The organism is Nonomuraea sp. H19 (assembly GCF_052068215.1).
Lineage (GTDB): Bacteria > Actinomycetota > Actinomycetes > Streptosporangiales > Streptosporangiaceae > Nonomuraea.
Genome location: NZ_JBQHCV010000004.1, coordinates 109,529 through 133,659 on the forward strand (window position 1 = coordinate 109,529; position 24,131 = coordinate 133,659).

Here is a 24,131-nt window from a genome sequence, read left to right on the forward strand (position 1 = left end):
TTCATCAGGCGCCCACAGCCATCGCGCCGGCCAGGACGGCGCGGACCTGCTCGGCGTAGGTGTCCCGCCCATTTCCCGAAATATCCCCCAACCCAGGCAGCAGGTCCCCGAACGCGTTCACCTCCGCCACCGCCACCGACCGCCAATCCGCCCCCACCATGACGTCCACCCCCGTGGCAAGGCTGCCGGGAAAGCACGCGGCCGCCTGCGCGCAGACCTCGAGCACCCGATCCCAGAGCGCCGCCCGCGACCGCACCAGCTCCAGATCCCCACGCCGGCCGCCGAGATGCAGATTCGTCATGGGGGTCCGGCTCATCCGCACCACCGCGTGCGTTGGAACCCCGGCCACGGTCACGACGCGCAGGTCGAACACCCTCCCGCCGGCCGAGGCCTTAGGGAACCACCGCTCGACATGCAACCCGTCGCCGGCCAGGAGGTCCACGACCCGCCGCACCTCTTCGTCGGTGGTGTAGGTGCGCACGCGGAGCGAGTTGAACAGCTCGCCCGCGGCTCCCCAGGTCGCCGAAGTGACGGCTTGGACGCGGTCGCCGTGCGCCTGGAGCGCGATCACGCCGGACGCCGACGAGCCGTGCGCGGGCTTGACGAACACCCGGGCCCAGCCCCGGCGGGTCATTTCCGCGCGTAGCTCCGCGTACGAAAAGATCTCGAAGGCAGGCGGCACCGGCACTCCCGCACCGGTCAGCGCGGCGTGGCACGCCCGCTTGTCGAACATGACCCCGATCTCCCGGATGTCCGCGAGCAGTCGGACGCCGGGGATCGCGGCGACCCGCTCCAGCCCGGCCGTGAACGCGGCGTACCAGGCCGCGCCCCCGCCGACCCGCGCCGGATCCCCTGGACCGCGCAGCAGCGCGTCGGTCTCCGCGTCCTCTCCCGGCGAGTCCACCCGCAACAACGCGCCCTCGGGCGCGCCGACCTCCCGCCCGGCCAGCACATCCCGCCAGGAGATCATGTACGGCTCCGCCAGCCCCGCGGCGACCACGGCGTCGCGGAACATCGTCACCCGCCGGTCCCCGGGAGACCCCACCACGGCGAAGCGCACCGTCACTCGGCCACCGCCACGACCCGCCAGGAGCGGTCGAGTGTCTGCCGATCGGTCAGCACGACGTCCACCCCCGGCAGGGCCTTGGCCACGCGCTCCATCATCTCGCCGGACATGTAGTGGTGGTCGAGGTCGAGCCGGCGCAGGTGGGCGAGCGGCTGGCCGCTGAGCAGCGCCTCCGCCCCGGCGTCGGTGAGCGAGCCCATCGACAGGCTGAGCGACTCCAGCCTGGCCACGATCGGCGCGGCGGCCACGGCGGCGGCGATGTCGTCCTGGAACTCGGAGTTCTGCAGCCGCAGGTGGCGCAGCGTGGGCAGCCGCGCGCCGCTCATGATCGGGGCGAGGTCGGTGACCGTCGCGTCGCCGCCGTAGTGGTCGGCGCCGAACCACAGCTCCAGCAGTTCCAGGGCGGGCAGCTCACTGCCGGCGACCCCGCGTACGGCGTCGCCCGCCAGCCCGCCGGTCTCGAACCGCAGCATCCGCAGCGACTCATGCCGCACCGGCCGCAGGTCCAGCCCGGTGCCGCCACGCACTTCCAGGCGTTCCAGCTTCGGGAACGCCTGCAGCAGCGGCGTGATGTCGGACTGCTGGATCCAGGAGATCTCAGACTCCTCCGGCGAGATCGCGCCGAGGAAGAGCGAGCGCAGCCCGGGGAGGCGGTCGGCATCGCGGGCGAGACGCGCGACGATGGGCTCGGAGCTGGTGTCGTAGCAGTCCTGCCATTGCCCGATGACCAGGGCCGCGACCTGCGTGGTGTCCACGTTGTCGAAGAACCGGTCGAGGGTCTCGCCGATCTCGTCGGGGGCGTCGTCGTCCCACTCGTTCCCGGTGAGCCGCCACGCCACCGACCCGGCCTCCGGCTGCGGTTCCAGCTCCTCGTCCCAGGGCGCGTGGGCAATGGGCAGCCCGGCGTATTCCTCGTAGTAGGTATCCCGGTGGCTGGGCTGCTCGGTGTAGTGGATCATGGTGTCCATCACTCGCTCACCGCCACGTAGCGCCATTCCTCGTCGTCGTCCTCGTCGGGCTTCACCTGGTCGGACAGGTCGACCTCCACGCCGGACAGGGCCTCGGCCAGCCGCCGCATCATCTCGTCGGTGAGGTAATGGTGATGCAGGTCGAGCCGTCGCAGATGGGTGAGGGGCTGTCCGGTGAGCAGCGCCTCGGCCCCCTGGTCGGTGAGTGCGCCCATCGACAAGGCGAGCGTCTCCAGCCTGGCCACGACCGGCGCGGACGCCACGGCGGCGGCGATGTCGTCCTGCAGCTCGCTGTCCTGCAGTCCCAGGTAGCGCAGCGCGGGCAGCCGCTCGCCCCGGAGGATGGGGTCGAGGTCGGAGATCATCGTCGTCCCGCCGTAATCGCCGACGCCGAGCCACAGCTCCAGGTGCTCCAGGGCGGGCAGGTCGCTGCCGGCCACGGCACGTGTCACCGACCCGTCGAGCCCGCCGGTCTCGATCCGCAGCATCTTGAGCGATTCATGTCGTATCGGGCGCAGTTGCAGTCCCGCCCCGCCGCGCACGTCGAAGCGCTCGAGTCGCGGGTACGCCTCCAGCAGCGGCGTGATATCCGACTGCTGGATCCATGAAATCTCGGAGTAGTCGCTGCTGATCGCGCCGAGGAAGAGCGAGCGCAGCGCGGGCAGCCGCGCCGCCTCCTGGGCCAGCCGCTCCACGATGGCGGCGGAGCTCTCCGTATAGCAGTCCGCCCATTCGCCGATGACGACAGCGGTGACTTGAGAGGCGTCGACCAGCTCGAAGAACGCGTCGAAGGCGTCGGCCATGTTGTCGTGACTGTCGTCGGGCCACGAACTCGCACTGATCCGCCACGCGACCGCGCCGATGTCGGGCGGTGGCCCGCCGGGGGACGAGGTCAGCTGCACCACCGGCAGCCCGGCGTATTTGTCGGCGTAGCGGTGCTGGTAGCCGAAGTACGAGTCGTACTCGATCATGGACAGTCCTCGGTCGGGGGGTTGACGCATCCTGTCCTACCAGACCCGGCCGACACTTCCGTCACTCAACAGCGCCCCAAGAGTCACCACCGTCGCGCACCCCGGTGGGCAGCCGAGCCGGGATCAGTCGAAGAGCTCCTCGGCGGTGGTGGCCTTGAGCGACCGGACGAGCCAGCTCTCAAGGAGGGTGAGGTCCGTGCACGCCAGGATCCTGTCCCGGGTCGGCTCCGGCACGGGTATGGAGCGCTGCTCCAGGACCTTCAGCACGGACTTCGCCTCACCGCGGGCCTCACCCTCGGCCCGTCCTTCGGCCCTGAGCATCTCCGCGAACTCGGACTTGAATCGGTAATTCTGCATGGACATCAGACATCTCCAGATCTGCCGGGCCTTGGTATTTCCGAGACCAATTTCCGTTTGCTCGGCGATGTACGCGGCAGTGTCGGTGTCGACCGTGGTCAGCGCGACATCCAGGGCTTTCAGTATGGCATCGGCCTTGGGGGGCGACTGATCGTCACGATTAGTCGAAGAGCGTTCGACCCCAATAGTCTCCCGCGTCGCGCACCCCCGGCGGGCAGGCGAACAGCCCGCTCGACACATGCTTGATGTACTCGTTCAGCGGGTCCTGCTTGGCCAGGGTCAGCTGTACGGGCACGAACTGCTTGCGTGGATCCCGCTGGTAGGCGATGAAGAACAACCCCGCGTCCAGCCGGCCGAGCCCGTCCGAGCCGTCCACGAAGTTGTAGCCGCGCCGCAGCAGGTGCGCGTTGCCGTGGGAGGTCGGGTGGGCCAGGCGGATGTGGGCGTCGTTCGCGATGTGCGGCTGCCCGTCCGGCCCCTTGGCCGCGAAGTCCAGCGCGTCGAACTCGCGCTTCTTGCCCAGCGGCGCGCCTTCGCCCTTGTCCCTGCCGAAGATCTGCTCCTGCTCGGCGAGCGAGGTGCGGTCCCAGGTCTCGACCATCATGCGGATCTTCCTGGTCACCATGTACGTGCCGCCCGCCATCCAGTCCGCGCCGTCCGCGGCGGCCGCCCACAGCTGGTCGCGCAGCAGGTCGGTGTCCTCCAGCTTCAGATTGTTCGTGCCGTCCTTGAAGCCCATCAGGTTGCGGGGCGTGGCCTGCGAGCGCGACGTGGAGGACGTACGGCCGAAGCCGAGCTGCGACCAGCGTACGGAGACCTTGCCGAAGCCGATCCTGGCCAGGTTGCGGATGGCGTGCACGGCGACCTGGGGGTCGTGGGCGCAGGCCTGGACGCAGATGTCGCCGCCGGAAATATCGGGAATGAGCTGCTCGCCGGGGAACTTCGGCAGGTCGGCGAGGGCCGCGGGCCGCTTGTTCGCCAGCCCGAACCGGTCGTCGAACAGCGACGGCCCGAACCCGATCGTCAGCGTCAGTCCGGAGGCGGGCAACCCGAGCGCCTCGCCCGTGTCGTCGGGCGCCGCCTCCGGGGTGCCGCCCACCGCGCCGAACGCCCCCGCCTCCTTGCCCTGCGTCACCCGCGCCGCCGCGGCGGTCCACTCCTGCAGCAGCTCCATCAGCTCGGCGCGCTTGTCCGTGGTGACGTCGAACGCCACGAAATGGAGGCGGTCCTGGGCGGGCGTGACGATGCCCGCCTGGTGCCGGCCGTAGAAGGGGTACGGGTCGGAGGTCGAGGAGGCGTGCGCGACCGGTGGGTCGTCGAACAGTGAGTTCGCCGCCACCGCCCCGGCACCTACCACGGCCGCGCCCGCCGCGCCCCACCCGAACAGGCTCCTACGGCTCACCCGCCGGCCCGGGACACTACCGTCGGCGGCCCCGCTCGCAGCGTTGCCGTCCGTGGCTCCACCCACAGCGCTGCCGTCCGTGGCCCCGCTCGCAGCGTTGCCGCTCGCGGCCCCGCTCGCAGCGTTGCCGTCCGTGGCTCCACCCACAGCGCTGCCGTCCGTGGCCCCGCTCGCAGCGTTGCCGCTCGCGGCCCCGCTCGCAGCGTTCCCGTCCGTGGCTCCACCCACAGCGCTGCCGTCCGTGGCCCCGCTCGCAGCGTTGCCGCTCGCGGCCCCGCTCGCAGCGTTCCCGTCCGTGGCTTCGCCGTCCCGAGGATCCGTGGCTCCCGGCATCACGTCCACCTCCCGCTACTTCGCGACCACCGGGGCGATCTTGCTGATCGGCTCGGCCAGCGCGTTGATCGCGTCGGACAGCGTCTTCAGCTCCGCCTTGGACAGTTCGTTGTGCAGCTTCCAGCCGTCCCCCTTCTGGTGCACCGCGAGCGCCGCCTCGGCTGCCGCGAACTTCTCGTCCAGCGTCTTGACCAGGTCAGGAGCCCGCTCCTCCAGCACCGGCCGGAGAGACTGCACGGCCGCCTTGGAGCCTTCGAGGTTGGCGGCGAAGTCCCACAGGTCGGTGTGCGACCAGATGTCCTCCTCGCCGGTGATCTTCCCGGTGGCCACCTCGTCGAGCAGCTCCTTGGCGCCGTTGGCCAGGTTCAGCGGGGTGAGCTCGGCGGCGTTCGCCTTCTCGACGATGGTCTTGACGTCGGCGATCAGCTTGTCGGCCGTCGGGCCCGACTTGCTGATGTCCTTGTGGATCCACAGATCCTTCTCGATCTTGTGGAAGCCGGTCCACTCCTCACCCTCGGCCAGGTCCGCCTCGCGGGCGTCGATGGCCGGGTCGAGGTCGCCGAAGATCTCCGCGACCGGCTCGATGCGCTCCCAGTACGTACGCGACACCGGGAACAGCGCCTTGGCCTCGTCGATCTTGCCGGCCTTGACCGCGTCCACGAACTCCTGCGTCTTTACCAGCAGCGTGTCGCTCTGCGACTTGACGTAGCGCTTGTAGCTGGCGACGGCCTCGGCGAGCGCGGCGTCCGACGTGAGCGCCTTGTGCTCGCCGGTGACCTTGAGCGGGTTGCGGATGCCCTTGCCGACCATGCCGGGCTTGCACGCGGTCTCGTACGCGCCCGCGGGCAGTTCGGCGATGAGCTCCCTGGTCAGCCCGGGGACGATGTTCTCGACCTCGGCCATGACGCGGTCGCCGGGGGCGTACACGTAGAACTCGGTCACCTTGGCGCCGCCGTTGGTGATCGCGAACGTCGTGGTGCCCGCGGCCACCTCCGACGCGGCGACCTTGCACTCGGTGTCGGACGCGGCCACGGTGATCTTCCCGGGCTTGGCGGCCCCGGACGCGGCGGGGGCCGGGGCGGGGGCGGCGCCGGAGCCGCAGGCGGTGAGGCCCGCCAGGGCCAGCGCGCCGAAGGACAGACGGAGGGCGGTACGCATGATGCTCCTGTTCAGGCCGCGGACGACGCGGGCGCTGGCGTTGACTTGGTCCGCTGCGGGCGGAGGAAGAGGAAGAGAGTGGGAATGAGGTAGGCGGCCCAGGCCACGACCTCGGCGACGCTCGGCTGCGGGGTGATGTTCAACATGCCGCCCAGCAGGGCGCCGTACCAGGAGTCGGCGGGGAGGGCGCCGCTGATGTCGAAGGCGTACGTGCTCAGGCCCGGCAGCATGCCGGCCTCCTGCAGGTCGTGCACGCCGTACTTGAAGATCCCGGCGGCCACCAGGATCAGCAGCAGCCCCGTCCAGGTGAAGAACTTCGTCAGGTTGATCTTGATGGCACTGCGGTAGATGCCCCAGCCGATGACCACGGCGGTGATCAGCCCCAGGGTGATGCCGATCACCGGCTGCGCGGTCGTGGCGGCGCTCTGCGCGGAGGCGAAGAACAGCAGCGCGGTCTCCAGCCCCTCGCGGGCCACGGCGAGGAAGGCCATCACGACCACCGCGAGCGAGCCCACCTCCAGCGCATCGGAGAGCTTGCCTCGCAGTTCGCCGGAGAGCGCGCGGGCCGCCCGTCGCATCCAGAAGATCATCCCGGTGACGAACGCCACGGCCAGCAGCGACGCGATCGCCTCGAACAGCTCCTGCCCGGTGAAGTCCAGGTGTGCCGCCGTGAACGTCAGCAACGCCCCGAACCCGGCGGACAGCGCGACGGCCGCGCCGACGCCGCTCCAGACGTGGGGGAGCGTGTCCCTGCGGTCGCTCTTGACGAGGAAAGCGACGAGAACCGAGACGACGAGTGCCGCTTCGAGTCCTTCGCGCAGTCCGATGAGGTAACTGGCGAGCACCGTCACTCCTGGCTTGATGAGGAAAGGCTTACCTAATTAGGCAGCCGCAGCTTACTCAGCGCAAGCCCTCAAAAGCGACAGTCTGGTAATGATGTGACGATGTGGGACTCGTCACCCTGCCAGGTTGTCGGCCAGCAGTTCGAGAAGAGGCTCCCGGCGTACGCACTGCTCCAGCCGGAACGAGTCGGCCAGCGTGACCAGCTCGTCGTCACCGAGTCCGCGGAAGAGCTCGGCGTACTCCGGTAGCAGCGCCTGGGCGATCAGGATGTGCCTGATCAGGTCGTCGCTCTGGTAGCGGGCACCCCACGGGTACGGCTTCCAGCCGGGGAACTCCGTCTCGATCAACGTGTGCAGGGGAGCGAGCACGTCCGCCGACTCCTCCATGGTGGAGCCCCACCGGTCCGCGCCGAGCCGCCGCTTCTTGGCGATGAAGTCCCCGAACCGCCGCAGGTACGGCCCCGAGGCGTGCACCAGCCCCTGCAACCCCACGTCCTTGTACGTCCACAGCGACCAGCCCACGTCCTGACCGTCGTAGATGTCGAGCTGGTCGCGCAGGATCTGGTACCGCTGCGCGTCGGCCGCCGGGTTCCCGGTGTAGACGGGCCCGAACTCGCCCACCCACAGCGGCGTGCCCGTCTCACGCTGGAAGCGGGAGCGCTTGGCGAACGTCCGCTCCAGCTCGGCCCGGTCGCACCACTCGCCGCGGGTGTACCCGGGATAGGGACCGCCGTGGGCGAACCCCGCCAGGGCATAGTCGTGGAGGACGAAGACCGTGTTCTCATACATCTCACGAAATATCGAGAAATCGGTAGCGTACGTGTTGCCGTCCAGGAACAGGATGTGGTCCGGGTCGGCGGCCCGCACGGCCTTCACCAGCCGGTCGTAGAAAGGGCCGATCACCTTGCCCGACACGTCGCCCGGCTCGTTGACCGGGTTGTATCCGGCCACCCAGGGATTGTCACGGTAGTGGTCGGCGATGACCTCCCACAGGCGCACCGCCCGGTCCTGGAAGTGCCGGTGCTGCCAGAACGCCGCCACGTGCGTGGGGTTGTCGGAGTGCCAGTGCTGGTTCTGCGACCCGGGCAGCGCGTGCAGGTCGATCACGCTGTAGATGCCGCGCGCCCCGAGCAGGCCGATCACCCGGTCGAGGTGCCGGAAGCCGCGCTCGTCGATCTCGAAGGGCCGGTCGTCGGCCTCCCAGTGGTGGTAGTTGACCGGGATGCGCACGCAGTTCATGCCCAGCCCGGCCAGCAGGTCGGCGTCCTGTTCGGTGAAGAACGAGGTCAGCAGCCGGTCGAAGAACAGCTCGGTCCGCTCGTCGCCGAGCACGTCGCGGACGGCCGTGCGCATCGAGGACTCGTTGGCGGAGAAGCCGGTGATGAAGTTCTCCATGTTGAGCCAGCCCCCGAGGCCCACTCCGCGGAGCCGTACCGGCGTGTTGTCGTCTGTGAGGAGCCGGGCTCCGGATACCTGAAGCATGTGGTCACCCCTTCGTAGCACCTGCGGTGAGACCACCGACCAGGTGTCGTTCCGCGATGGCGTAGAACCCGAGCGCGGGCACCATGGCCAGGACGAGATAGGCGAGGATACGGGCGGTGTCGGAGGCGTACTGGCCCTGGAACTGCTGGATGCCCAGCGGCAGCGTCCAGCTCGACTCCTCGGTGAAGACCACCAGCGGCAGCATGAACTGGTTCCAGCTGCCGACAATGGCGAGGACCGACACGGTGGCCATCGCCGGGCGGGCCATGGGCAGCAGGATCCGCCAGAAGAACCCGAACGGGGAGCAGCCGTCGATGATGGCCGCCTCCTCGATCTCGCCCGGGATGCTCCTGAAGAACCCGCGCAGGATGATGATCGTCAGCGGTAGGCCGAACGCGGCCTGCGTCAGGATGACGCCGAGCGGGTTGCCCAGCAGCCCGAACGTGCGCAGCAACACGAAGATCGGCAGGATGGCCACCGCGAACGGGAACATCAGCCCCGCGGTGAACAGCGTGAACAGCGCCTCCCTGCCGCGGAAGGCGAACCTGGCGAAGATGAAGCCCGCCAGCGCCGCCAGCCCGACGGTCAGCAGGGTCGTGATGACCGCGATGAACGTGCTGTTCCACAGCTGCAGCCAGAACGAGCCGGAGCCGAGCACATCGGTGTAGTTCGCGGTCACCCACGTCTCCGGCAGGCCGAAGGGGTTGCCGGACAGCTCGCTGTTGCTCTTGAACCCGCCGAGCAGCGCGTAGACCACGGGGATGAGGATGAACGCGCCGACGATCCACGCGATCGCGTGCAGGGGCAGGGTGTTGTGCCGGGCCGCGGCCTTCTTGCGGTGGGCCATCAGCGGCCTCCGATGCTGGTGGTCGCGCCCGCCAGGTCGCGGCGCATCACGAACCGCTGGTAGAGGAGGGCGAAGACGAGGCTGAGGACGAACATGACGACGCTGATCGCGCTGGCGTAGCCGACCTGGTTGCGTTTGAAGCCCCACTCCATCATGGTCACGGCCATCGTCTCCGACGAGTGCGACGGGCCGCCTCCGGTGAGGATCCAGACGAGGTCGAACAGCTGGATGGTGTAGATGACCGACAGGAAGACGCTGATCCGGATCGTCGGCCCGAGCAGCGGCAGCGTGATGTGCCGGAACGTCTTCCAGCCGGAGGCGCCGTCGATCTGGGCGGCCTCCATGAGCTCGTTGGGGATGTTCTGCCGGCCGGCCAGATAGATCATCATGTGGAAGCCGAAGTACTTCCACGTCATGACCAGGAACAGCGACGGCATCACGGTGTCGGGGTCGGCCAGCCACTCCGACTCGATCCCGAACACCGACAGCAACTGGTTCGCCATGCCGGCGTCGGGCGCGAGGATCAGCGAGAACAGCACGGCGGTGATGACTTCGGAGAGCACGTACGGCGCGAAGAACACCAGCCGATACAGCGCCCGCCCCCGGATGCGCTGGTTCAGCAGCATCGCGATGGCCAGCGAGAACGGCAACTGCACGCACACCGACAGCAGGACGAGCACCAGCAGGTGCCACAGGTCCTGGGCGAAGATCTCGGTGCCGAACAGCCGGGTGAAGTTGTCGAACCCGATGAAGTTGGTGGGCAGCCCGCCGAACCCGTTCCAGCGGAACACGCTGGCGTACCCGGCCACCAGGATCGGCGCCACGACCAGCAGCAGGAACAGGACGAGCGCCGGCGCCAGGAACAGGGCGATGGTCAGCCAGCGGCCACGCCGTCTGGGGGCAGGAGCGGGGGCCGGAAGCTTGACCGCCTCCGGCCCTTTCGTGAGTGTCGTCATTCTTCGGTCTTCGCCACTTCGGTGACGTCCTTGCCGACTTCCTCCGGCGTCTTCGTGCCGGCGATCAGCTCGGCCACGCTGTCGTTGACCTGCTGGCCGACCGCGGGTGGGTACGCCTGGTCGAGGTAGAGCTGGAAGCCGCCGGCGTTGGCCAGCATGGTCGCCACCTGCTTGAGGTTCGCGTCCTTGACCGCGCTCTCCTCGCCCTTGAGCACCGGCAGCACGCCGCCGGCCGCCACGGCCTTGGTGTGGTTGCCCATCTCGGTCATGAACTTCACGAACTGCACGGCCTCCGGCGGGGCGTCCGTGCCGACGGCGATGCCGCCGCCCCCGCCGAACGCGTCCGTGGCCGATCCCTTGCCCCCGTCGACGATGGGGAAGGGGAAGAAGCCGAGGTCGTCGCCGAGCCCCTTGCCTGACGAGTCCTGCACGGCCGGCGCCCACTGGCCCATCAGCTCCATGGCCGCCTTGCCGTTGCCCATCGTGGCGGCCTGCCCATCAGGGGTGCCGTAGCCCGCGCCCAGGAACCCCTTTTGGAACGGCTGCAGGTCCGCGAGCGCCTTGACCTGCTGGCTCGCTGCCACGAAGTCGGGCTTGGTGAAGTCCTTGTCCACCGCCGCCTGCTTGAGCGCGTCCAGGCCGGCGATGCGCATGGCGAGGTAGGCCCAGTAGTAGTGGCCCGGCCACTTCTCCTTGCCGGCCAGCGCGATCGGGGTGATGCCCGCCGCCTTGAGCTTCTTGACGTCCTCGAGGAACTCCGCCCACGTCGCGGGCGGCTGCGTGATGCCGGCCTTCTCGAAGTGCTTCTTGTTGTACCAGAAGCCGACGGCGCCGATGTCGGTCGGAAGCGCGTACGTCTTGCCGTCGAACTGGTACGCGCTCAGCGCCGCCGGCGTGAAGTTCGGCAGCACGTCCGCGACATCGCCGGAGATGTCCTTGACCAGCCCGGCGTCCATCTGCTGTTTCAGCACGCCGCCGCCCCACGTCGCGAACAGGTCGGGCGCCTTGCCGGACTGCGTGATCGTGGTCAGCTTGGCCTTGTACGCGTCGTTCTCCAGGACGGTGGCCTTGATGGTGACGTTCGGATGCTTGGCCTCGAACTCCTTGGCCCGCTGCGCCCACAGCGACTTGAGTGGCTCGGAGGTCGACAGGTGCCACCATTCGAGCGTGACCTTGGCGGGCGAGCCACCGCCTTGATTCGGCTGTGAGGTGCCGGTTTCCCCACCCCCGCCACCGCACCCGGCTAACAGCACGGCGGTGGCGATCAACACGAAAGTGCGTCTCATTAGGGGCCCCTTCTCGGCGTCGCTGAAAGTTTCGTGAAACCCCCGATAATTTCGTTGCCTGGAGCGTAGGAAACGGCATGTAAAGCGTCAATACCTCGGGCGGGAGCGACGTTGAACCGAAACTTTCAGTACACTCCCGATCGTGTCAGCGAAGAGGCGGGTGACGATCGCACTGATCGCGGAAGAGGCCGGTGTCTCCATTCCGACGGTCTCCAAGGTCATCAACGGGCGCCCGGAGGTCGCCCCCGCGACGCGCCACAGGGTCGAGCGGCTCCTCCAGGAACACGGCTACCAGCGGCGGGTCAGCCAGGACGACACCCCGGCCGGCCTGGTGGATCTGGTCTTCGCCGAGATCGAGTCGCCGTGGGCCATGGAGATCGTGCGCGGCGCGGAGAGCGCCGCCCACGACGGCGGGGCCAGCGTGGTCATCTCCGTCCTGCACACCCACGCCGGGCCGGGACGCGACTGGCTCGAACGATTGGCCGCCCGCAGGACGGACGGCGTGGTCATCGTGGCGTCACGCCTGTCGACCGGCGTGCAGGCCCAGCTCAGCGCCCGCTCACTGCCATTCGTGGTGGTGGACCCGGAAGGCGAGCCCGCACCCGGGGTCGTATCGGTCGGCGCCACGAACTGGAACGGCGGCCTGGCCGCCACCCGGCATCTGCTGGAGCTCGGCCACCGCCGCATCGGCATGATCAGCGGCCCCGCCGACATGCTGTGCAGCCAGGCGAGGATAGACGGATACCGGGCGGCGCTGGAGACGGCCGGCGTACCACTCGCGCCCGAACTGATCCGGCGCGGCACGTTCCTGGTGGAATCGGGCCACGACGAGGGCCACGCCCTGCTGTCTCTTGAGGACCCGCCCACGGCGATCTTCGCCGGGAGTGACCTGATGGCGTTCGGCGTTTTCGAGGCCGCCCGGCAGCGGGGGCTTCGCGTGCCGGAGGACTTGAGCGTGGTGGGTTTCGACGACCTGCCCTTGGCCAAGTCCGCCTGGCCCCCGTTGACCACCGTACGCCAGCCGCTGCAGGAGATGGCGGCTCTGGCGACCCGTACGGTGCTGGCGATGGGACGGGGAGAGGTGCCGGAGACCAAGCGCGTGGAACTGGCCACGGAGCTGATCGTGCGCGAAAGCACCGCCCGATACGAGTAATTCTGCCGGGTGGTCGGCTTGCGCGCCGACGCTGCCACCGTGCTCAACGCCGAGGACGGCTTCGACCTGCGCGAACGGCTGAACGACAGCAGACGGCCACGCTGCTGATCCACTGCGACAGGGACCTCGAGACGCGTTACGGCCCCGGCGTCGCAGATGGTGACGCCGGGGCCGAACGACTCTGGGACTCTCATCAGGCGATGATCAGCGCTGCCAGGACAAGGACCGAACCGCCGATCACCACGGTGTGCCGGATGTTCTGGAGAATCGGCATCACCCAGGTGGGGAAGCCGCTCTCGGCCGCCTTGAGGAGAGCCCGTACGTCGATGCGCTGCAGCATCGGGTCGCCCTTGCGTGCGAAGGCGGCCTGCACGGACTTGGCGGCGGTCAACTGGCTGTACAGGATGAGGAAGTTGCCGACCAGAACGACCGGCTGGAAGATCCAGGACAGCGTCTGTCCCCACTCGATCCCGGACAGGTTGAGCACGGCCAGAACCGTCATGACCAGCGCGACGGTGGCGGGGACGTATGTTTCGTGGCCGCTGGCGTCGAAGCTGAGCTTGTTCTCTTCGAGGACGGTGGTGCGGATGCCCTGGCGCGTCAGCTCCGCCTCCGCGTTCGTTTTCGCGCTCGATCCGTAGAGGTGGCGTACGAGGGGGATGCTCAGGAAGGCCAGGGCGATGAGTAGCTGCAGTGCGGCGGCGAACGTGATCACGGGGAGTTCCTTCTCAAGGGGTTCTCGGGTGCCGGTGGCTCGGCCCCGGCGTCCTCTTGGCTCGATGAGCAAGACGATGCTCGCCGCCGCTGACAGCAGGCTGACTGCGTGCTGCTACGGGTCCGCGGTGGATGTCAGAACGGATCAGCGACAGCCGTCAGCAGCGCGCGAGCCGGTCGAGGGCGGGCGAGGATTCGGCGGCCGGTTTCACGCGACTCCTCACTGGGGAGCGACGGCTCCGGCGCTGGACAGGATCTGCTCCAGTTGTGCGGGCTCGGCCGCGACGCCGGCCGCCAGGACGGTGCCGATGCGGTCGGTCACCACCACGTACGGCGGCCACGGGATGTCGTTGCGGTCGAAGACCTCCGGGTCCACGACCACGGGCAGCCCGCCGCCACCGTATCCGGCCGCCGCGCTGACCAGCACGACCTCCAGGCGGGCGGCCGTCGCGGCGAACTCCGGCAGCATCGTCCCGCACAGCCCGCACGCGGACGAGACCAACGCGTACATCACCCGGTCACCGGCCGGCTCCGGCGCGCCGGCCAGGGCGAAGCGGGTGCCGGGACGGGGCCCGGATGAGGCCCTCTCCGCGCGCAGCAGCCGCGCGGGCAGGAGGGCCAGCCCGAGCAGGACCGCCGCCACCGGGAGCTGGACGAGTGCGAACGCGACCGGCCCGGTCAGGGCCGCCGTCACCGCGAGGACCAGCAACAGGCCGGTACGCACCAGCGTGCCGGCACCGACGAGGTCACGGCCGCCGAAGCAACCGCAGTCCACGGCCATCCCGCGCCGCAGCACGGAGGCCATGGCCGCCAGGAACGCGGCGAACAGGACCCCCGCCACCACCGCGCCCCACCGCCGGCCATCCGGCACGAGCAGCAGCCCGGCAGCGAGCAGCTCGGCCACGAGCACGGCCACCGCGGCCGGGCCCGCTAGCACGCCCGGCAGCACTTGGTAGCCGGCCACCGACCGGGCGAAGCCGCGCACGTCGCGCAGCTTGCCGAGCGCCGCCACCAGCAGCACCGCGGCCACGGCGAGGTACGCCGATTGGGCGACGATCACGGCACCGTCTGGTGGTAGGCCGAGGCCTGCAGCTCGTACAGGCCGGCGTACATGCCGTCGCGCTCCATCAGCTCGGCGTGCGTGCCCTGCTCGGCGACCGTGCCGCCGTCGAGCACGTAGATGCGGTCGGCGTAGCGGACGCTGGCCAGCCGGTGCGTGATGAGCACGATGGTGCGGCCGTCGGCGTGGCCGCGGATCCGTTCGAACAGGGCGTGCTCGGCGCGCGCGTCCAGGGCCGAGGTCGGCTCGTCGAAGATGACTAGCGCGGCGTCACGGTAGAACCCGCGGGCCACGGCGATGCGCTGCCACTGGCCGCCCGACAGGTCGTGGCCGCCGCGGAAGCGGCGGTCGAGCAGCGCGTCGTAGCCGTCGGGCAGCTGAGCCACCACCTCGTCGGCGCCCGCCGCGGCGGCCGCGGCGGCAAGCCGGTCCTCCTCCAGGGGTCGCCCCATGACGATGTTCTCGCGGACGGTGAGCGGCCAGCGGGTGTGGTCCTGGGCGATCACGGAGATCCGCCGCCGCAGCGCGTCACCGTCGAACGCGCCGAGCTCGACGCCGTCCCAGTGGATCGTGCCCTCCTGCGGCCGGTACAGTCCGGCCAGCAGCTTGGCCAGGGTCGTCTTACCCGAGCCGTTCTCGCCGACCAGGGCGATGACCTCGCCCCGGCCGACGGTCACGCTGACGCCCGACAGCGCGGGCCGGTCGGCGCCGGGGTAGGTGAACGTGACGTTCTCGGCCGTCAGCAGGCGGAACGGCGCCGGCTCGGCGGGGGATGAGGGCGCCTCGGGTGGCGGGGGGACGCGCTCCCGGGCCAGCTCGCAGAAGGCCAGGTAGTCACCGAAGTAGAGGCCGGCCTCGTAGAGCCGGTTCATGGTCTGGATCAGGGCGGTGAGCGACACCTGCCCGGTCCTGATCGCCAGCACGGCGGCGCCGGCCACCGACAGCGGGATGACGCCGACGGCCAGCAGCACGCCGAGCACCATGTACACGCCGGCCGTCGCCACGCCGGTCAGCAGGTCGCCGCCCGCCTTGGTCGCGGCCCGCCGCCGCGCCACGTTGAGCTGGACGTCCTGCTCCAGGTCGGCCACCTTGGCGTACTGGCCGAGCAGGAAGTCCCGCAGCGTGAAGGCCCGCACCTCGGCGGCGGGTTGCCGCTCGGCCATCAGGTCCGACAGCATGAACTTGCGCCGCCGCGCGGCGGACAGCCGGTAGAACGCCTGGTAGCCCAGCCTCGCCATGCGCACCGCGGCCCATCCCGCAGGCACGGCGGTGACCAGCAGCAACGGCATGAGGATCGGGTGCAGGAGGCCGAGCGCCACGGCTGAGGCCAGCACGCCGACCGCGCCGGTGACCACGGCGATCGTCGTCTCCACCACGGTGGCGGTGTCGGGCACGCCGCTGTCACGGGCCCGCCGCATCGCGTTGTGGAAGTCGTGGTCGTCGAACGCGGCCAGCTCCACCCTGGTGGTCAGCTCGAACAGGCGCGTCTCGGCCAGCCGTTCGACCTGCGGTTTGAGTCGGGCCTGCGCCCACCCCGCGCCGGCCAGCAGCGCGCCGCGCAACCCCGTGGCGGCGGCCACGAGCAACAGCGAGGGCAGCGCGGCCCATACCCGGTCGGGCGTGGGACCGGCGGCGAACAGCGCGGCCAGCACACTGGAGGTGGCCACCAGGCCGAAGACGGTGAAGACACCGGCCACGAGGTTGCCCGACACTGCCACGGCCGTGTCGCGGGGACTGGCCTGCCACGCCATCCGCAGTGCGGCGGCCACCAAGGACGGCAGCCTGCGGGCGATCGTGCCGAGGGTGGCGGTCAGCAGGTGCTCGTCGTGGCTCTCCCAGTACGCGACCACGAGCCCCGACCTCTCGTCCGGGACGCTCGCTCCGGCTCTACGCCGCCAGAGCCTCATGCGAGGGTGCCCTTCCGCAGCCGGCACGCCGGAGATCCCCCCATCACGCAGGCCAATCTAGAAGATCAAACTATCCGTGTAAAGGTGCATGTAAACATATTTTGGCCCTTACGGCCACCTCTGGACAGGCTTCCGAATATATGCACATAATGCCTCCGTTTGCTCGCGACATGGAACGTGTAAACGATTCCTGCTCGTGGGCAGAGTGCGGGAAAGGTGCCTACCGGCGCCATCCCGAGGCTCGGATCCCCACGTCGGCCGCCCATAGGTGGCCAAGGAAGGAGCCCTTATGTCGGTCCTCGCCCTGGAGCCCCGTGACGCCGGAGTCCTGGAGTACGAAGACCTCGCCGTCGACTTCGAAGGCGAGCTGAGCAAGCTGCTCCACGGCCCTCAGGCCTGCGTCAACACCTGCAAGCGTACGGTGTGCAGCAGTTTCCCCTGCTGCCCCTCCATTGTGTGAAGCGTGTGTGAAGCGCCTGATCCCACGCGGTGACGTGTGGTGACACAAAGCGCTGGGAAAAGGCCATCGGCGCTGCTCTGGTGGCCTTTTCTCGTATCGGCCGATGCGCTCCGTTATTGAGGGATGACCGTGGACAGTAGTGTGCTCGACCGTCTTACCCAATTTGCCGAGTCGAATCGTAGGGAAATATACGAGGACGACACGTGGATCAGCGTTCACGACCCTCATTGCGATATTCCATCACAAGGCTGGAAAATCCATGTTTCCGCACGTCCCGGCACCCTCGCGGACACCCTTGACCGCGTGTTGCCGATCCTGGCGGGCGTCGGTTGCGCCTTCAAGGTCGCCCGCTCCGCCCACAGACTCATGGAGCTGAACTCCGGCGACGTCGACCCGGGAGTCGTGGGCAAGGCCATGACCGTCTACCCGGAGCAGGACCGCGTGGTCGAGCTGGGCCACGCCCTCGCCGACGCCCTGTCCGGGCTGTCGGCCCCGCGCATCGTCAGCGACCGGCGGATACGCCCCGACGCTCCGGTGTACTACAGGTACGCCCCGTTCGCCGCGCAGTACCGGGTGGACGAGAACGGTGACTTCGAGCTGATCGTGATCGGGCCGGACGGCGAGCAACTGCCGGGCGCGGCCGGCCCCGAGTTCGCCTGCCCGCCCTGGGCGACCGACCCGTTCCGCCCAGAGGCCGGCCCGTCGGACGTGCCGCAGCCTGGTGAGCGGCCGTCACCGAGAACGCGGCCGCCCGCGGAGACGGCGGGGCAGGCCGCCGACGGCGGCGCCGGCCGGGTCATCGGCGGCCGGTACCGCGTGACGTCCGGCGTCGTGCGCGGCCCGCGCGGCAACGTCTATCGCGCCACCGACGCCGCCGGCCGGCGGGTCGTGGTCAAGGAGGCCCGCGCGTACGTCGGGGAGAACGTCAAGGGCTGGGACCTGCGGATGTATCTCCGCAACGAGCTGCGCGTCCTCCAGGCGCTCAAGGGCGTGGCGGGCGTACCGGAGCCGATCGATCACTTCCGGCACGGCGAGGACGAGTTCCTCGTCATGACCGACGCGGGCAGCCGCGACCTCAACCGGTTCGTCGCGGAGGACGGCCTGTTCACCAGGGAGGACGCGCACGGCGAGCGCGACCTCGGAGCGCTGGCCGTCCGGCTGCTGGAGGTGATCGACGCGGTGCACTCGCGCGGCGTCGTCATCCGCGACCTGTCGCCCAAGAACGTCGTGCTCGGCGAGGACGGCCGCTGCACCCTCATCGACTTCGGCAACAGCAGGTACGACGGACTGCAGCTGCCCGGCTGGAGCCGCGGCTACAGCGTCCCCGACCAGCACACCGACCGCGACTCCGTGCCCGCCGACGACTACTTCTCGCTGGGCGCCACCCTGTTCTTCGCGGCCACCGGGATGAACCCGATCATGATCGGCCCGGACCCCGTCCGTAACGTCGAGCGCACGCTCATGTGCCTGGCACGGATGTTCCCGGACGTCACGACGGGCGTCCTCGGCCTGCTGCCCGGCCTGCTGAGCCTCGACCCCGCCGACCGCGCCGCGGCCGCCGCCGAGATCAGGTCCTCCTGCGGGCCGCGCCCCGCGACCGGCTCCGGCGACGGGCAGGTCCCCGCCGAGCGGCCGCCGGTGAGACGGCGGAGCCTGCCCGCCACGCCCAAGCTCACCGGGGAACTGCTGTCCAAGGCGCTCGACCACACCGTGCGCGAGTGCGCGGCCTTCGCCGAGCAGCTGATGGCCGCGCCCGAGGACGCCCGCCGGGAGAGCCCGCCGGTGACCAACGTCTACGGCGGCTGCGCAGGCGTCGGCATGGAGCTGCTGCACCACCCGGAAGCCAAGGCCGTGGCCGCGGACCTGGCCCGGTGGACGGCCCGCGTGATGCCACCCGCCAAGCTCCCGCCCGCGCTGTACTTCGGCCGCACCGGCACCACGCTGTTCCTGACCGCGGCCCGCCTGACCGCCGTGCCGGAGCTGGCGGCGCCGGACCCGGTCACCCTGGATGGCCCGCAGCGGGCCGACCAGGCGCACGGCGTGGCCGGCATCGGCTCGGGCCACCTGGCGCTGGCCGCCGTCGAACCCGGCGACGCCCGGCACCTGCGGCTCGCCGCGGAGTGCGCCCGGCTGCTGATCACCGGTGACGTCACGCGGTCGGAGGACGCCGTGGCGCCCGCCCAGCCCGGCTCCGGCGTGTCCGTCGACACGGCGTACGCCCACGGCGACGCCGGCTGCGCGGACTTCCTGCTCTCTTACCACGAGGTCACCGGCGACCCGGCGGCCGGCGAGGCGGCCAGGGAACGGTTCGCGGCGCTGGCCGTACGGGCCGAGGCGCTGATCGGCGAGCTGCACGGCCCGGATGCCCGGGCGATGGGGGCGTCCTGGTGCCAGGGCATGTCGGGCATCGCCGGCGCGCTGGCGCACGCGGCCCGCGCGTACGGCGAGGACCGCTACCTGGACCTGGCCGAGCGGGGAGCGCGGGCGTGCCTGGTCGTCGCCCCGCAGGCGTGGGTGGTCTCGCAATGCTGCGGACTGGCGGGCATCGGCGAGGCGCTGATCGACCTGGCGATGGTCACGGGCGACGACGGCCACTGGCGCGGCGCCGAGGAGGTCGCCGAGCTGATGCTCGTACGCGCCGGCGGCGAGCCGGCGCAGCCGGTCTTCCCCGGCAATGACCTCGACAAGGCGGCCTACACCTGGAGCACCGGTACCTCGGGCGTCCTGTCGTTCCTGCGCCGCCTCGACCGCCGCTCGGGGACGCGCTTGTGGACGGCCGGCTGGCGGCTGCCTGAATAGCACGGATCAACGACGGGGGCTCGTTCATCTCACCGGAGCCGGACCGGGTCGTGTTGCTCCCAGCAGCCCCTCGGGCCTAATGGAAGAAGGGCCTGCGCGGCTGCTGGCCGGTCACGCTGCCGATGCAGCGGTAGTAGCGCACCCCGTCCTCGAACTGGGCCTGCGACGGCGGCATGACGTCGGCCCGCCATCTGACGGCCGCGATGTTCCTGGCCGTGCCGACCCTGCTGGCCAGGAGCACCGCGCGACTGCACACCCGCTTCACGGTCGGGTGCTTGGCGAGGTCCTGCTGCACGTAGGTCTCGGCGTCCTTGGGGATCGGGGCGACCGCGAACGTCTCCCACGAATGCGTCTCCTCGCAACCGAGCCGCCTGGCCTTCGTGTCGCCCACGATGATGACCAGGCCGCCCCAGCACTCCGACTCCCGTACGCAGGCCGCCCCGGCGTCGCGCACCTTGGCGGCCGGGCAGTTGTCGGTGTACGTGTCCAGCCCGGCGAACACCTTGGCCTTCTCTTGCACGGGTTTCTCCGCAGTCGTCGTGCGGCCGGGCTGGGCCTGCCGGACCTCCGGCTCCTGCTGGATGATCTGGGTGTAGACGATCACGCCTGCGCCGACCGCGATCACCAGGGACAGCGCGGCGATGATCGCGACCAGTGCCTTGTTGAGACCATGTGCGGTGGAAGGTCTGGTGTCGGCCGCGAGACCGGGAACCTGCGGCACGCCCGGGGTCTGGCGTGGGCTTGGGGCCTGAGGCGGCATCGGCTGGTCGATGGGTGGGGAGGCGGCGTGGCGGCCGGGGTTGGAGCCGGGTGGGCCGCCGTAGGGGCCGGGGGGAGAACCGGGTGGCCCGCCGTAAGGGCCGGGCCCGCCGTGGTGCGCCGGCGGCGGGGTGGAGGGGCGGTCAGGGGAAGGGGCGAGGGGGACGGCGGCGAGGGCGTCGCGGAAGGCGGCGGCGCTCGGGATGCGCACGCGCGGATCGCTCGCCAGCGCCTGCCGCAGCACGGCGGTCAACTCCGGCGGCACCCCCGGGATCTCCGGGACGGGCAGGCGGTGCAGGGCCAGGATCATCGCCAGGTTCGGCACGCCGCTCTCAGGGAAGCGCGGCGGGCGCCCGGACAGCAGGGCGTAGACGGTGGCCGCCAGCGCGTACACGTCACCGGCCGGTGTCGGCTCGGCCAGCTCGAACGCCTCGGGCGGGGCGTACGAAGGGGTCAAGGACTCGCGCGTCACCGAGGCGTCGGGGCCGGAGGCCGGCATGGTGGCCAGGCCGAAATCCGACAGCGCGACCTGGCCGTACCGGTTGAGCAGGATGTTGCCCGGCTTCACGTCGCGGTGCAGCACCCCCTGCGCGTGCGCGGCGGCCAGCGCGTCGGCGATCCGCACGCCCACGTCGCGCGCCTCCGCCGGCGAGAGCAGCCGGCCGGCCAGCGATCCGCCGGGGCACAGTTCGAGCACCATGTACGGCCGCCCGTCGGGCAGCAGCCCAGCGTCGTAGACGGGCACCACGTGCGGGTGGCCGGACAGGGCGCCGGCCGCCGTGACCTCGCGCATGAAGCGGCGCCGGTCGCGGTCCGACAACAGCACCCGGTTGTCGACCTTGAGCGCGACCTCACGGCCGACGGCCGACTGCACGGCGAGGTACACCACTCCGCAGCCGCCCTGGCCGAGCACGCCCTTGACCTCATAGCCGGGCACCGATAATTCGGACACGCGCGGAAGCGTACACGGTGCTGATCGCTCGGCTGCCCCGGATGGACCGTCGCCGACCTCGTCAACCACGTCGGCAAGGTCTACCAGCACAAGACCGAGGTGATGCGGCGCGGCGCGTGGCCCGGCTGGCCGCCGGAGCACGATGCCGCAGACCCGCTCCGCTACCTGGATCGCACCCTGTCCGAGCTGCGCGCGGAGTTCGCCTCCCGCAAGCCCGAGGAGCAAGCCCTCACCTGGTACGACCCTGACCAGACGGTCGGCTTCTGGATCCGCAGGATGGCGCAGGAGACGGTGGTGCACCGGGTGGACGCCGAGCTCGCGGCGGGCGAGGTCATCGCGCCCATCCCCGGCGACCTGGCCGTGGACGGCATCGACGAGGTCCTGGTGGTCTTCCTCGCCTACGCCTCCCGCAAGTGGCCGGGGAAGTTCGGCGACCGCCTCGCGAGCGCCGACGGCCGCACGGTGTCGATCGTCGCGGGCGAGGGCCGCTGGCTGGTACGGCCGGTCCCGTCGGGGGTCGAGGTCACCCGGGACGCGTCCCCGGGCGATGCGTCGATCTCGGGCCCGCCCCAGGACGTGCTGCTGTGGCTGTGGGGGCGCGCGGGCGGCGAGGCGCTGACCTTCTCCGGTGCCGCCGAGCCGGTGGAGCACCTGCGCGGCCTGCTGAAGGACGCGACGCAGTAGGTCCGCAAGGCGGAGGCGCGCGGCGGTGGGCCGGAGTGCCCGTCGGCAACCTGCTGGCGGGGGTGGGTAAGGTCGGGCGACGTGACGACGGAGTTGGAGCAGCTTGCCGTACGCCTGCGCGAGTTCGCCAGGGCCAGGGACTGGGAGCAGTTCCACACGCCCAAGAATCTGGTGATGGCGCTGGCGGGCGAGGTGGGGGAGCTGGTGGCGGAGTTCCAGTGGCTCACCGCCGACGAGTCCGGGAGCCCCGATCCGGAAGCGCTCGCCAGGATGCGTACGGAGCTCGGCGACGTGACGCTCTACCTGGTACGGCTGGCCGACGTCCTGGGCGTGGACCTGGTGGAGGCGGCGCGGGCCAAACTCGACGACAACGAGCGCCGCTACGACGCCACCCGCTACCGCGGCTCGGCCAGGAAGGCGCCGCCTTCTTCGTGAGGTGGCCCGGGCGGCGCGCGCTGGGCTCATGCCGCGGCGTCGTGCCGCCGTAGCACGGCGATCGTGACGACGGCCAGGCCGACGAAGACGATCGTGCTGATCGCGGCCACCGTGTTCAGTCCCGTCGTGAAGGCGGCGCGGGCCAGATCGAGCAGGTCCGGCAGGTCCTTGGCGGCGGTCACCGCGGCGGTGATGCTCTCGCGGGCCGCCTCCACCGGGAGGTGGTCGGGGAGCTGCCCGCGGTAGACGGCGGTGCCCAGGCTGCCCATGGCGGCCACGCCCACCGCGACGCCGAACTCGCCGCTCGTCTCCGACAGCGACGCCGCCGACCCGGCCTTCTCCGGAGGCGCGGCCGTCATCATCACGCCGTTGCCCACGCCCATCGGCAGCGCGATGCCGGCGGAGGCCAGGACGAGGCCGGTCACCACCAGTCCGGTGCCACCGGCGCTCGGCACCTGCGTGTGCAGGAACAGCCCCACCGCGCCCAGCGCCAGCCCGGCGGCCATCACGTACGCGGTGCCGAAGCGGCGCGCGAACGCCGGGGCCAGCGTCAGGGCCACGATCATGGCGATGTTCTGCGGCACCAGCCACAGCCCGGCCTCCAGCGGCGACATCGCCTGCACGGTTTGCAGGTACTGGGTGGTCATCAGCGTCGTGCCCGCCATGACGATGCCCCCGAGCAGCATGATCCCGAGCGTGGCCGCGAAGGCGCGGTTGGCGAACAAGCGCAGGTCGAGCAGCGGGTCGGCGAGGCGACGCTGCCGCCGGACGAACGCCACGCCGAACGCCGCCCCCGCCGAGATCGCAGCGACCGCCACCGGGTGCCAGCCGCTCCTGGCGACCTCCTTGAGCCCGTACACGACCGGCAGGATCGTCGCCAGCGACAGCGCGACGCTGGTCAGGTCGAGGCGCCCGGCGTTCGGGTCGCGGTATTCCGGCAGCAGCGCCGGCCCGCTCACCAGCACCAGCACCATGAACGGCACCCCCATCAGGAACGCCGACCCCCACCAGAAGTGCCCCAGCAGCAGCCCGCCCACCAGCGGCCCGGCCGCCATGCCCAGCATGAAGCAGCCGAACCACAGCCCGATCGCGGTGCCCATCTGCTTGCCGTCCCGGAACATGTTCCGGATCAACGCCATCGAGGACGGCATCAGCGTCGCCCCGGCGATGCCGAGCAGCGCCCGAGTGGCGATCAGCATCTCGGCGTTCACCGAGTACGCGGCCAGCACCGACGCCACGCCGAACGCCGCCGCGCCGATCAGCAGCAGCCTGCGCCGTCCGATCCGGTCACCCAGCGTGCCCATCGTGACCAGGAAACCGGCCAGCATGAAGCTGTAAACATCCATGATCCACAGTTGTTGCGGGGCGGTGGCGCCGAGGTCGGTGCTGAGATGCGGGAGCGCCAGGTAGAGGACGCTGACGTCGATGGAGAGCAGCAGGGCCACGGAGGCCAGGACCGCCAGCCCGGCCCATTCGCGCCGTCCGGCGAGGACATCGGTGTTCATGTGATTCTCCTTCCAGTTGCCTCCACGGTGCTGGA

Annotated in this window: 20 protein-coding genes and 1 pseudogene; 5 read left to right on the top strand and 16 right to left on the bottom strand. The window is 70.4% G+C overall.

Annotation, left to right across the window (positions count from 1 at the left end; all coding sequences use genetic code 11):
* Positions 1-4: 4 nt before the first annotated feature.
* The 11 genes from ACTMTI_RS09830 to ACTMTI_RS09880 form a co-directional block, all read right to left on the bottom strand.
* Complete coding sequence (locus ACTMTI_RS09830) at positions 5-1,066, bottom strand: STM4014 family protein (RefSeq protein WP_441119732.1); 1,062 nt, start codon at positions 1,064-1,066, stop codon at positions 5-7.
* Positions 1,063-2,034 carry an STM4015 family protein gene (locus ACTMTI_RS09835; protein WP_441119733.1) on the bottom strand — a complete coding sequence of 324 codons (972 nt, stop codon included), beginning with the start codon at positions 2,032-2,034 and terminating at the stop codon, positions 1,063-1,065. Before ACTMTI_RS09835 ends, ACTMTI_RS09830 begins: the two co-directional genes overlap by 4 nt.
* Positions 2,034-3,005: an STM4015 family protein gene (locus ACTMTI_RS09840; RefSeq protein WP_441119734.1), complete on the bottom strand. Its 972-nt coding sequence runs from the start codon at positions 3,003-3,005 to the stop codon at positions 2,034-2,036. Before ACTMTI_RS09840 ends, ACTMTI_RS09835 begins: the two co-directional genes overlap by 1 nt.
* Before the next feature lie 123 nt (positions 3,006-3,128).
* The gene (locus tag ACTMTI_RS09845) at positions 3,129-3,368 is read right to left on the bottom strand and encodes a hypothetical protein (protein WP_441119736.1); all 240 of its coding nucleotides are present in this window, start codon (positions 3,366-3,368) and stop codon (positions 3,129-3,131) included.
* Between the two features lie 154 nt (positions 3,369-3,522).
* On the bottom strand, positions 3,523-4,764 hold the full coding sequence (efeB, locus tag ACTMTI_RS09850) for an iron uptake transporter deferrochelatase/peroxidase subunit (RefSeq protein ID WP_441119737.1): 1,242 nt from the start codon (positions 4,762-4,764) through the stop codon (positions 3,523-3,525).
* A 348-nt stretch (positions 4,765-5,112) separates the two neighbouring features.
* Positions 5,113-6,255 (bottom strand): iron uptake system protein EfeO, encoded by a 1,143-nt coding sequence (gene efeO, locus ACTMTI_RS09855; protein WP_441119738.1) that lies wholly within the window; start codon positions 6,253-6,255, stop codon positions 5,113-5,115.
* An 11-nt stretch (positions 6,256-6,266) separates the two neighbouring features.
* A complete protein-coding gene (gene efeU, locus ACTMTI_RS09860; protein ID WP_441119740.1) occupies positions 6,267-7,100 on the bottom strand; it encodes an iron uptake transporter permease EfeU in 834 nt (277 codons plus the stop codon).
* A gap of 111 nt (positions 7,101-7,211) precedes the next feature.
* The gene (locus tag ACTMTI_RS09865; protein WP_441119741.1) at positions 7,212-8,579 is read right to left on the bottom strand and encodes a glycoside hydrolase family 5 protein; all 1,368 of its coding nucleotides are present in this window, start codon (positions 8,577-8,579) and stop codon (positions 7,212-7,214) included.
* Positions 8,580-8,583: 4 nt separating this feature from the next.
* A complete protein-coding gene (locus ACTMTI_RS09870) occupies positions 8,584-9,426 on the bottom strand; it encodes a carbohydrate ABC transporter permease (RefSeq protein WP_441119743.1) in 843 nt (280 codons plus the stop codon).
* Complete coding sequence (locus tag ACTMTI_RS09875; RefSeq protein WP_441119744.1) at positions 9,426-10,382, bottom strand: carbohydrate ABC transporter permease; 957 nt, start codon at positions 10,380-10,382, stop codon at positions 9,426-9,428. The genes ACTMTI_RS09870 and ACTMTI_RS09875 overlap by 1 nt, the downstream gene beginning before the upstream one ends.
* Positions 10,379-11,668 carry an extracellular solute-binding protein gene (locus ACTMTI_RS09880; protein WP_441119745.1) on the bottom strand — a complete coding sequence of 430 codons (1,290 nt, stop codon included), beginning with the start codon at positions 11,666-11,668 and terminating at the stop codon, positions 10,379-10,381. The genes ACTMTI_RS09875 and ACTMTI_RS09880 overlap by 4 nt, the downstream gene beginning before the upstream one ends.
* 142 nt (positions 11,669-11,810) lie before the next feature.
* Between ACTMTI_RS09880 and ACTMTI_RS09885 the strand changes: the two genes are divergently transcribed.
* Positions 11,811-12,821, top strand: a complete 1,011-nt coding sequence (locus ACTMTI_RS09885) for a LacI family DNA-binding transcriptional regulator (protein ID WP_441119746.1) — start codon at positions 11,811-11,813, stop codon at positions 12,819-12,821.
* A gap of 193 nt (positions 12,822-13,014) precedes the next feature.
* Here the strand turns inward: ACTMTI_RS09885 and ACTMTI_RS09890 are convergent, their stop codons facing one another.
* The 3 genes from ACTMTI_RS09890 to ACTMTI_RS09900 all read right to left on the bottom strand — a co-directional run bounded on the left by ACTMTI_RS09890 (position 13,015) and on the right by ACTMTI_RS09900 (position 16,502).
* On the bottom strand, positions 13,015-13,536 hold the full coding sequence (locus tag ACTMTI_RS09890) for a hypothetical protein (protein ID WP_441119747.1): 522 nt from the start codon (positions 13,534-13,536) through the stop codon (positions 13,015-13,017).
* A gap of 219 nt (positions 13,537-13,755) precedes the next feature.
* Entirely contained in the window at positions 13,756-14,595 is an 840-nt protein-coding gene (locus ACTMTI_RS09895; protein ID WP_441119748.1) for a MauE/DoxX family redox-associated membrane protein, read from the bottom strand.
* A complete protein-coding gene (locus ACTMTI_RS09900) occupies positions 14,592-16,502 on the bottom strand; it encodes an ABC transporter ATP-binding protein (protein WP_441119750.1) in 1,911 nt (636 codons plus the stop codon). Before ACTMTI_RS09900 ends, ACTMTI_RS09895 begins: the two co-directional genes overlap by 4 nt.
* A 289-nt stretch (positions 16,503-16,791) precedes the next feature.
* On the opposite strand from ACTMTI_RS09900, the gene ACTMTI_RS09905 reads away from it, so the two are divergent.
* Both ACTMTI_RS09905 and lanL read left to right on the top strand, forming a co-directional pair.
* Positions 16,792-16,962, top strand: coding sequence for an SflA family class IV lanthipeptide (locus ACTMTI_RS09905; RefSeq protein WP_165959921.1), 171 nt, complete (start codon positions 16,792-16,794; stop codon positions 16,960-16,962).
* Positions 16,963-17,085: 123 nt separating this feature from the next.
* Positions 17,086-19,761, top strand: a complete 2,676-nt coding sequence (gene lanL / locus ACTMTI_RS09910) for a class IV lanthionine synthetase LanL (protein ID WP_441119752.1) — start codon at positions 17,086-17,088, stop codon at positions 19,759-19,761.
* 76 nt (positions 19,762-19,837) lie between these two features.
* Here lanL and ACTMTI_RS09915 read toward each other — a convergent pair whose 3' ends face one another.
* A complete protein-coding gene (locus ACTMTI_RS09915) occupies positions 19,838-21,472 on the bottom strand; it encodes a serine/threonine-protein kinase (protein ID WP_441119753.1) in 1,635 nt (544 codons plus the stop codon).
* A gap of 45 nt (positions 21,473-21,517) precedes the next feature.
* Here ACTMTI_RS09915 and ACTMTI_RS09920 point away from each other — a divergent pair.
* Together ACTMTI_RS09920 and ACTMTI_RS09925 are read left to right on the top strand one after the other, a co-directional pair.
* Positions 21,518-22,156, top strand: a pseudogene (locus ACTMTI_RS09920) (maleylpyruvate isomerase family mycothiol-dependent enzyme); the annotation flags it as partial.
* Positions 22,157-22,237: 81 nt separating this feature from the next.
* On the top strand, positions 22,238-22,591 hold the full coding sequence (locus ACTMTI_RS09925; RefSeq protein WP_441119755.1) for a nucleotide pyrophosphohydrolase: 354 nt from the start codon (positions 22,238-22,240) through the stop codon (positions 22,589-22,591).
* A 26-nt stretch (positions 22,592-22,617) separates the two neighbouring features.
* Here the strand turns inward: ACTMTI_RS09925 and ACTMTI_RS09930 are convergent, their stop codons facing one another.
* Entirely contained in the window at positions 22,618-24,096 is a 1,479-nt protein-coding gene (locus ACTMTI_RS09930) for an MFS transporter (protein WP_441119757.1), read from the bottom strand.
* Positions 24,097-24,131 lie beyond the last annotated feature (35 nt).

What these genes read in the sequence shown, in the direction of transcription:
- ACTMTI_RS09835 (WP_441119733.1), bottom strand. Translation starts at nt 2,034, where the DNA reads ATGGACACCATGATCCACTACACCGAGCAGCCCAGCCACCGGGATACC.
- ACTMTI_RS09840 (WP_441119734.1), bottom strand. Translation starts at nt 3,005, where the DNA reads ATGATCGAGTACGACTCGTACTTCGGCTACCAGCACCGCTACGCCGAC.
- ACTMTI_RS09845 (WP_441119736.1), bottom strand. Translation starts at nt 3,368, where the DNA reads ATGTCCATGCAGAATTACCGATTCAAGTCCGAGTTCGCGGAGATGCTC.
- efeO (WP_441119738.1), bottom strand. Translation starts at nt 6,255, where the DNA reads ATGCGTACCGCCCTCCGTCTGTCCTTCGGCGCGCTGGCCCTGGCGGGC.
- ACTMTI_RS09865 (WP_441119741.1), bottom strand. Translation starts at nt 8,579, where the DNA reads ATGCTTCAGGTATCCGGAGCCCGGCTCCTCACAGACGACAACACGCCG.
- ACTMTI_RS09870 (WP_441119743.1), bottom strand. Translation starts at nt 9,426, where the DNA reads ATGGCCCACCGCAAGAAGGCCGCGGCCCGGCACAACACCCTGCCCCTG.
- ACTMTI_RS09875 (WP_441119744.1), bottom strand. Translation starts at nt 10,382, where the DNA reads ATGACGACACTCACGAAAGGGCCGGAGGCGGTCAAGCTTCCGGCCCCC.
- ACTMTI_RS09880 (WP_441119745.1), bottom strand. Translation starts at nt 11,668, where the DNA reads ATGAGACGCACTTTCGTGTTGATCGCCACCGCCGTGCTGTTAGCCGGG.
- ACTMTI_RS09900 (WP_441119750.1), bottom strand. Translation starts at nt 16,502, where the DNA reads ATGAGGCTCTGGCGGCGTAGAGCCGGAGCGAGCGTCCCGGACGAGAGG.
- ACTMTI_RS09905 (WP_165959921.1), top strand. Translation starts at nt 16,792, where the DNA reads ATGTCGGTCCTCGCCCTGGAGCCCCGTGACGCCGGAGTCCTGGAGTAC.
- lanL (WP_441119752.1), top strand. Translation starts at nt 17,086, where the DNA reads ATGACCGTGGACAGTAGTGTGCTCGACCGTCTTACCCAATTTGCCGAG.
- ACTMTI_RS09930 (WP_441119757.1), bottom strand. Translation starts at nt 24,096, where the DNA reads ATGAACACCGATGTCCTCGCCGGACGGCGCGAATGGGCCGGGCTGGCG.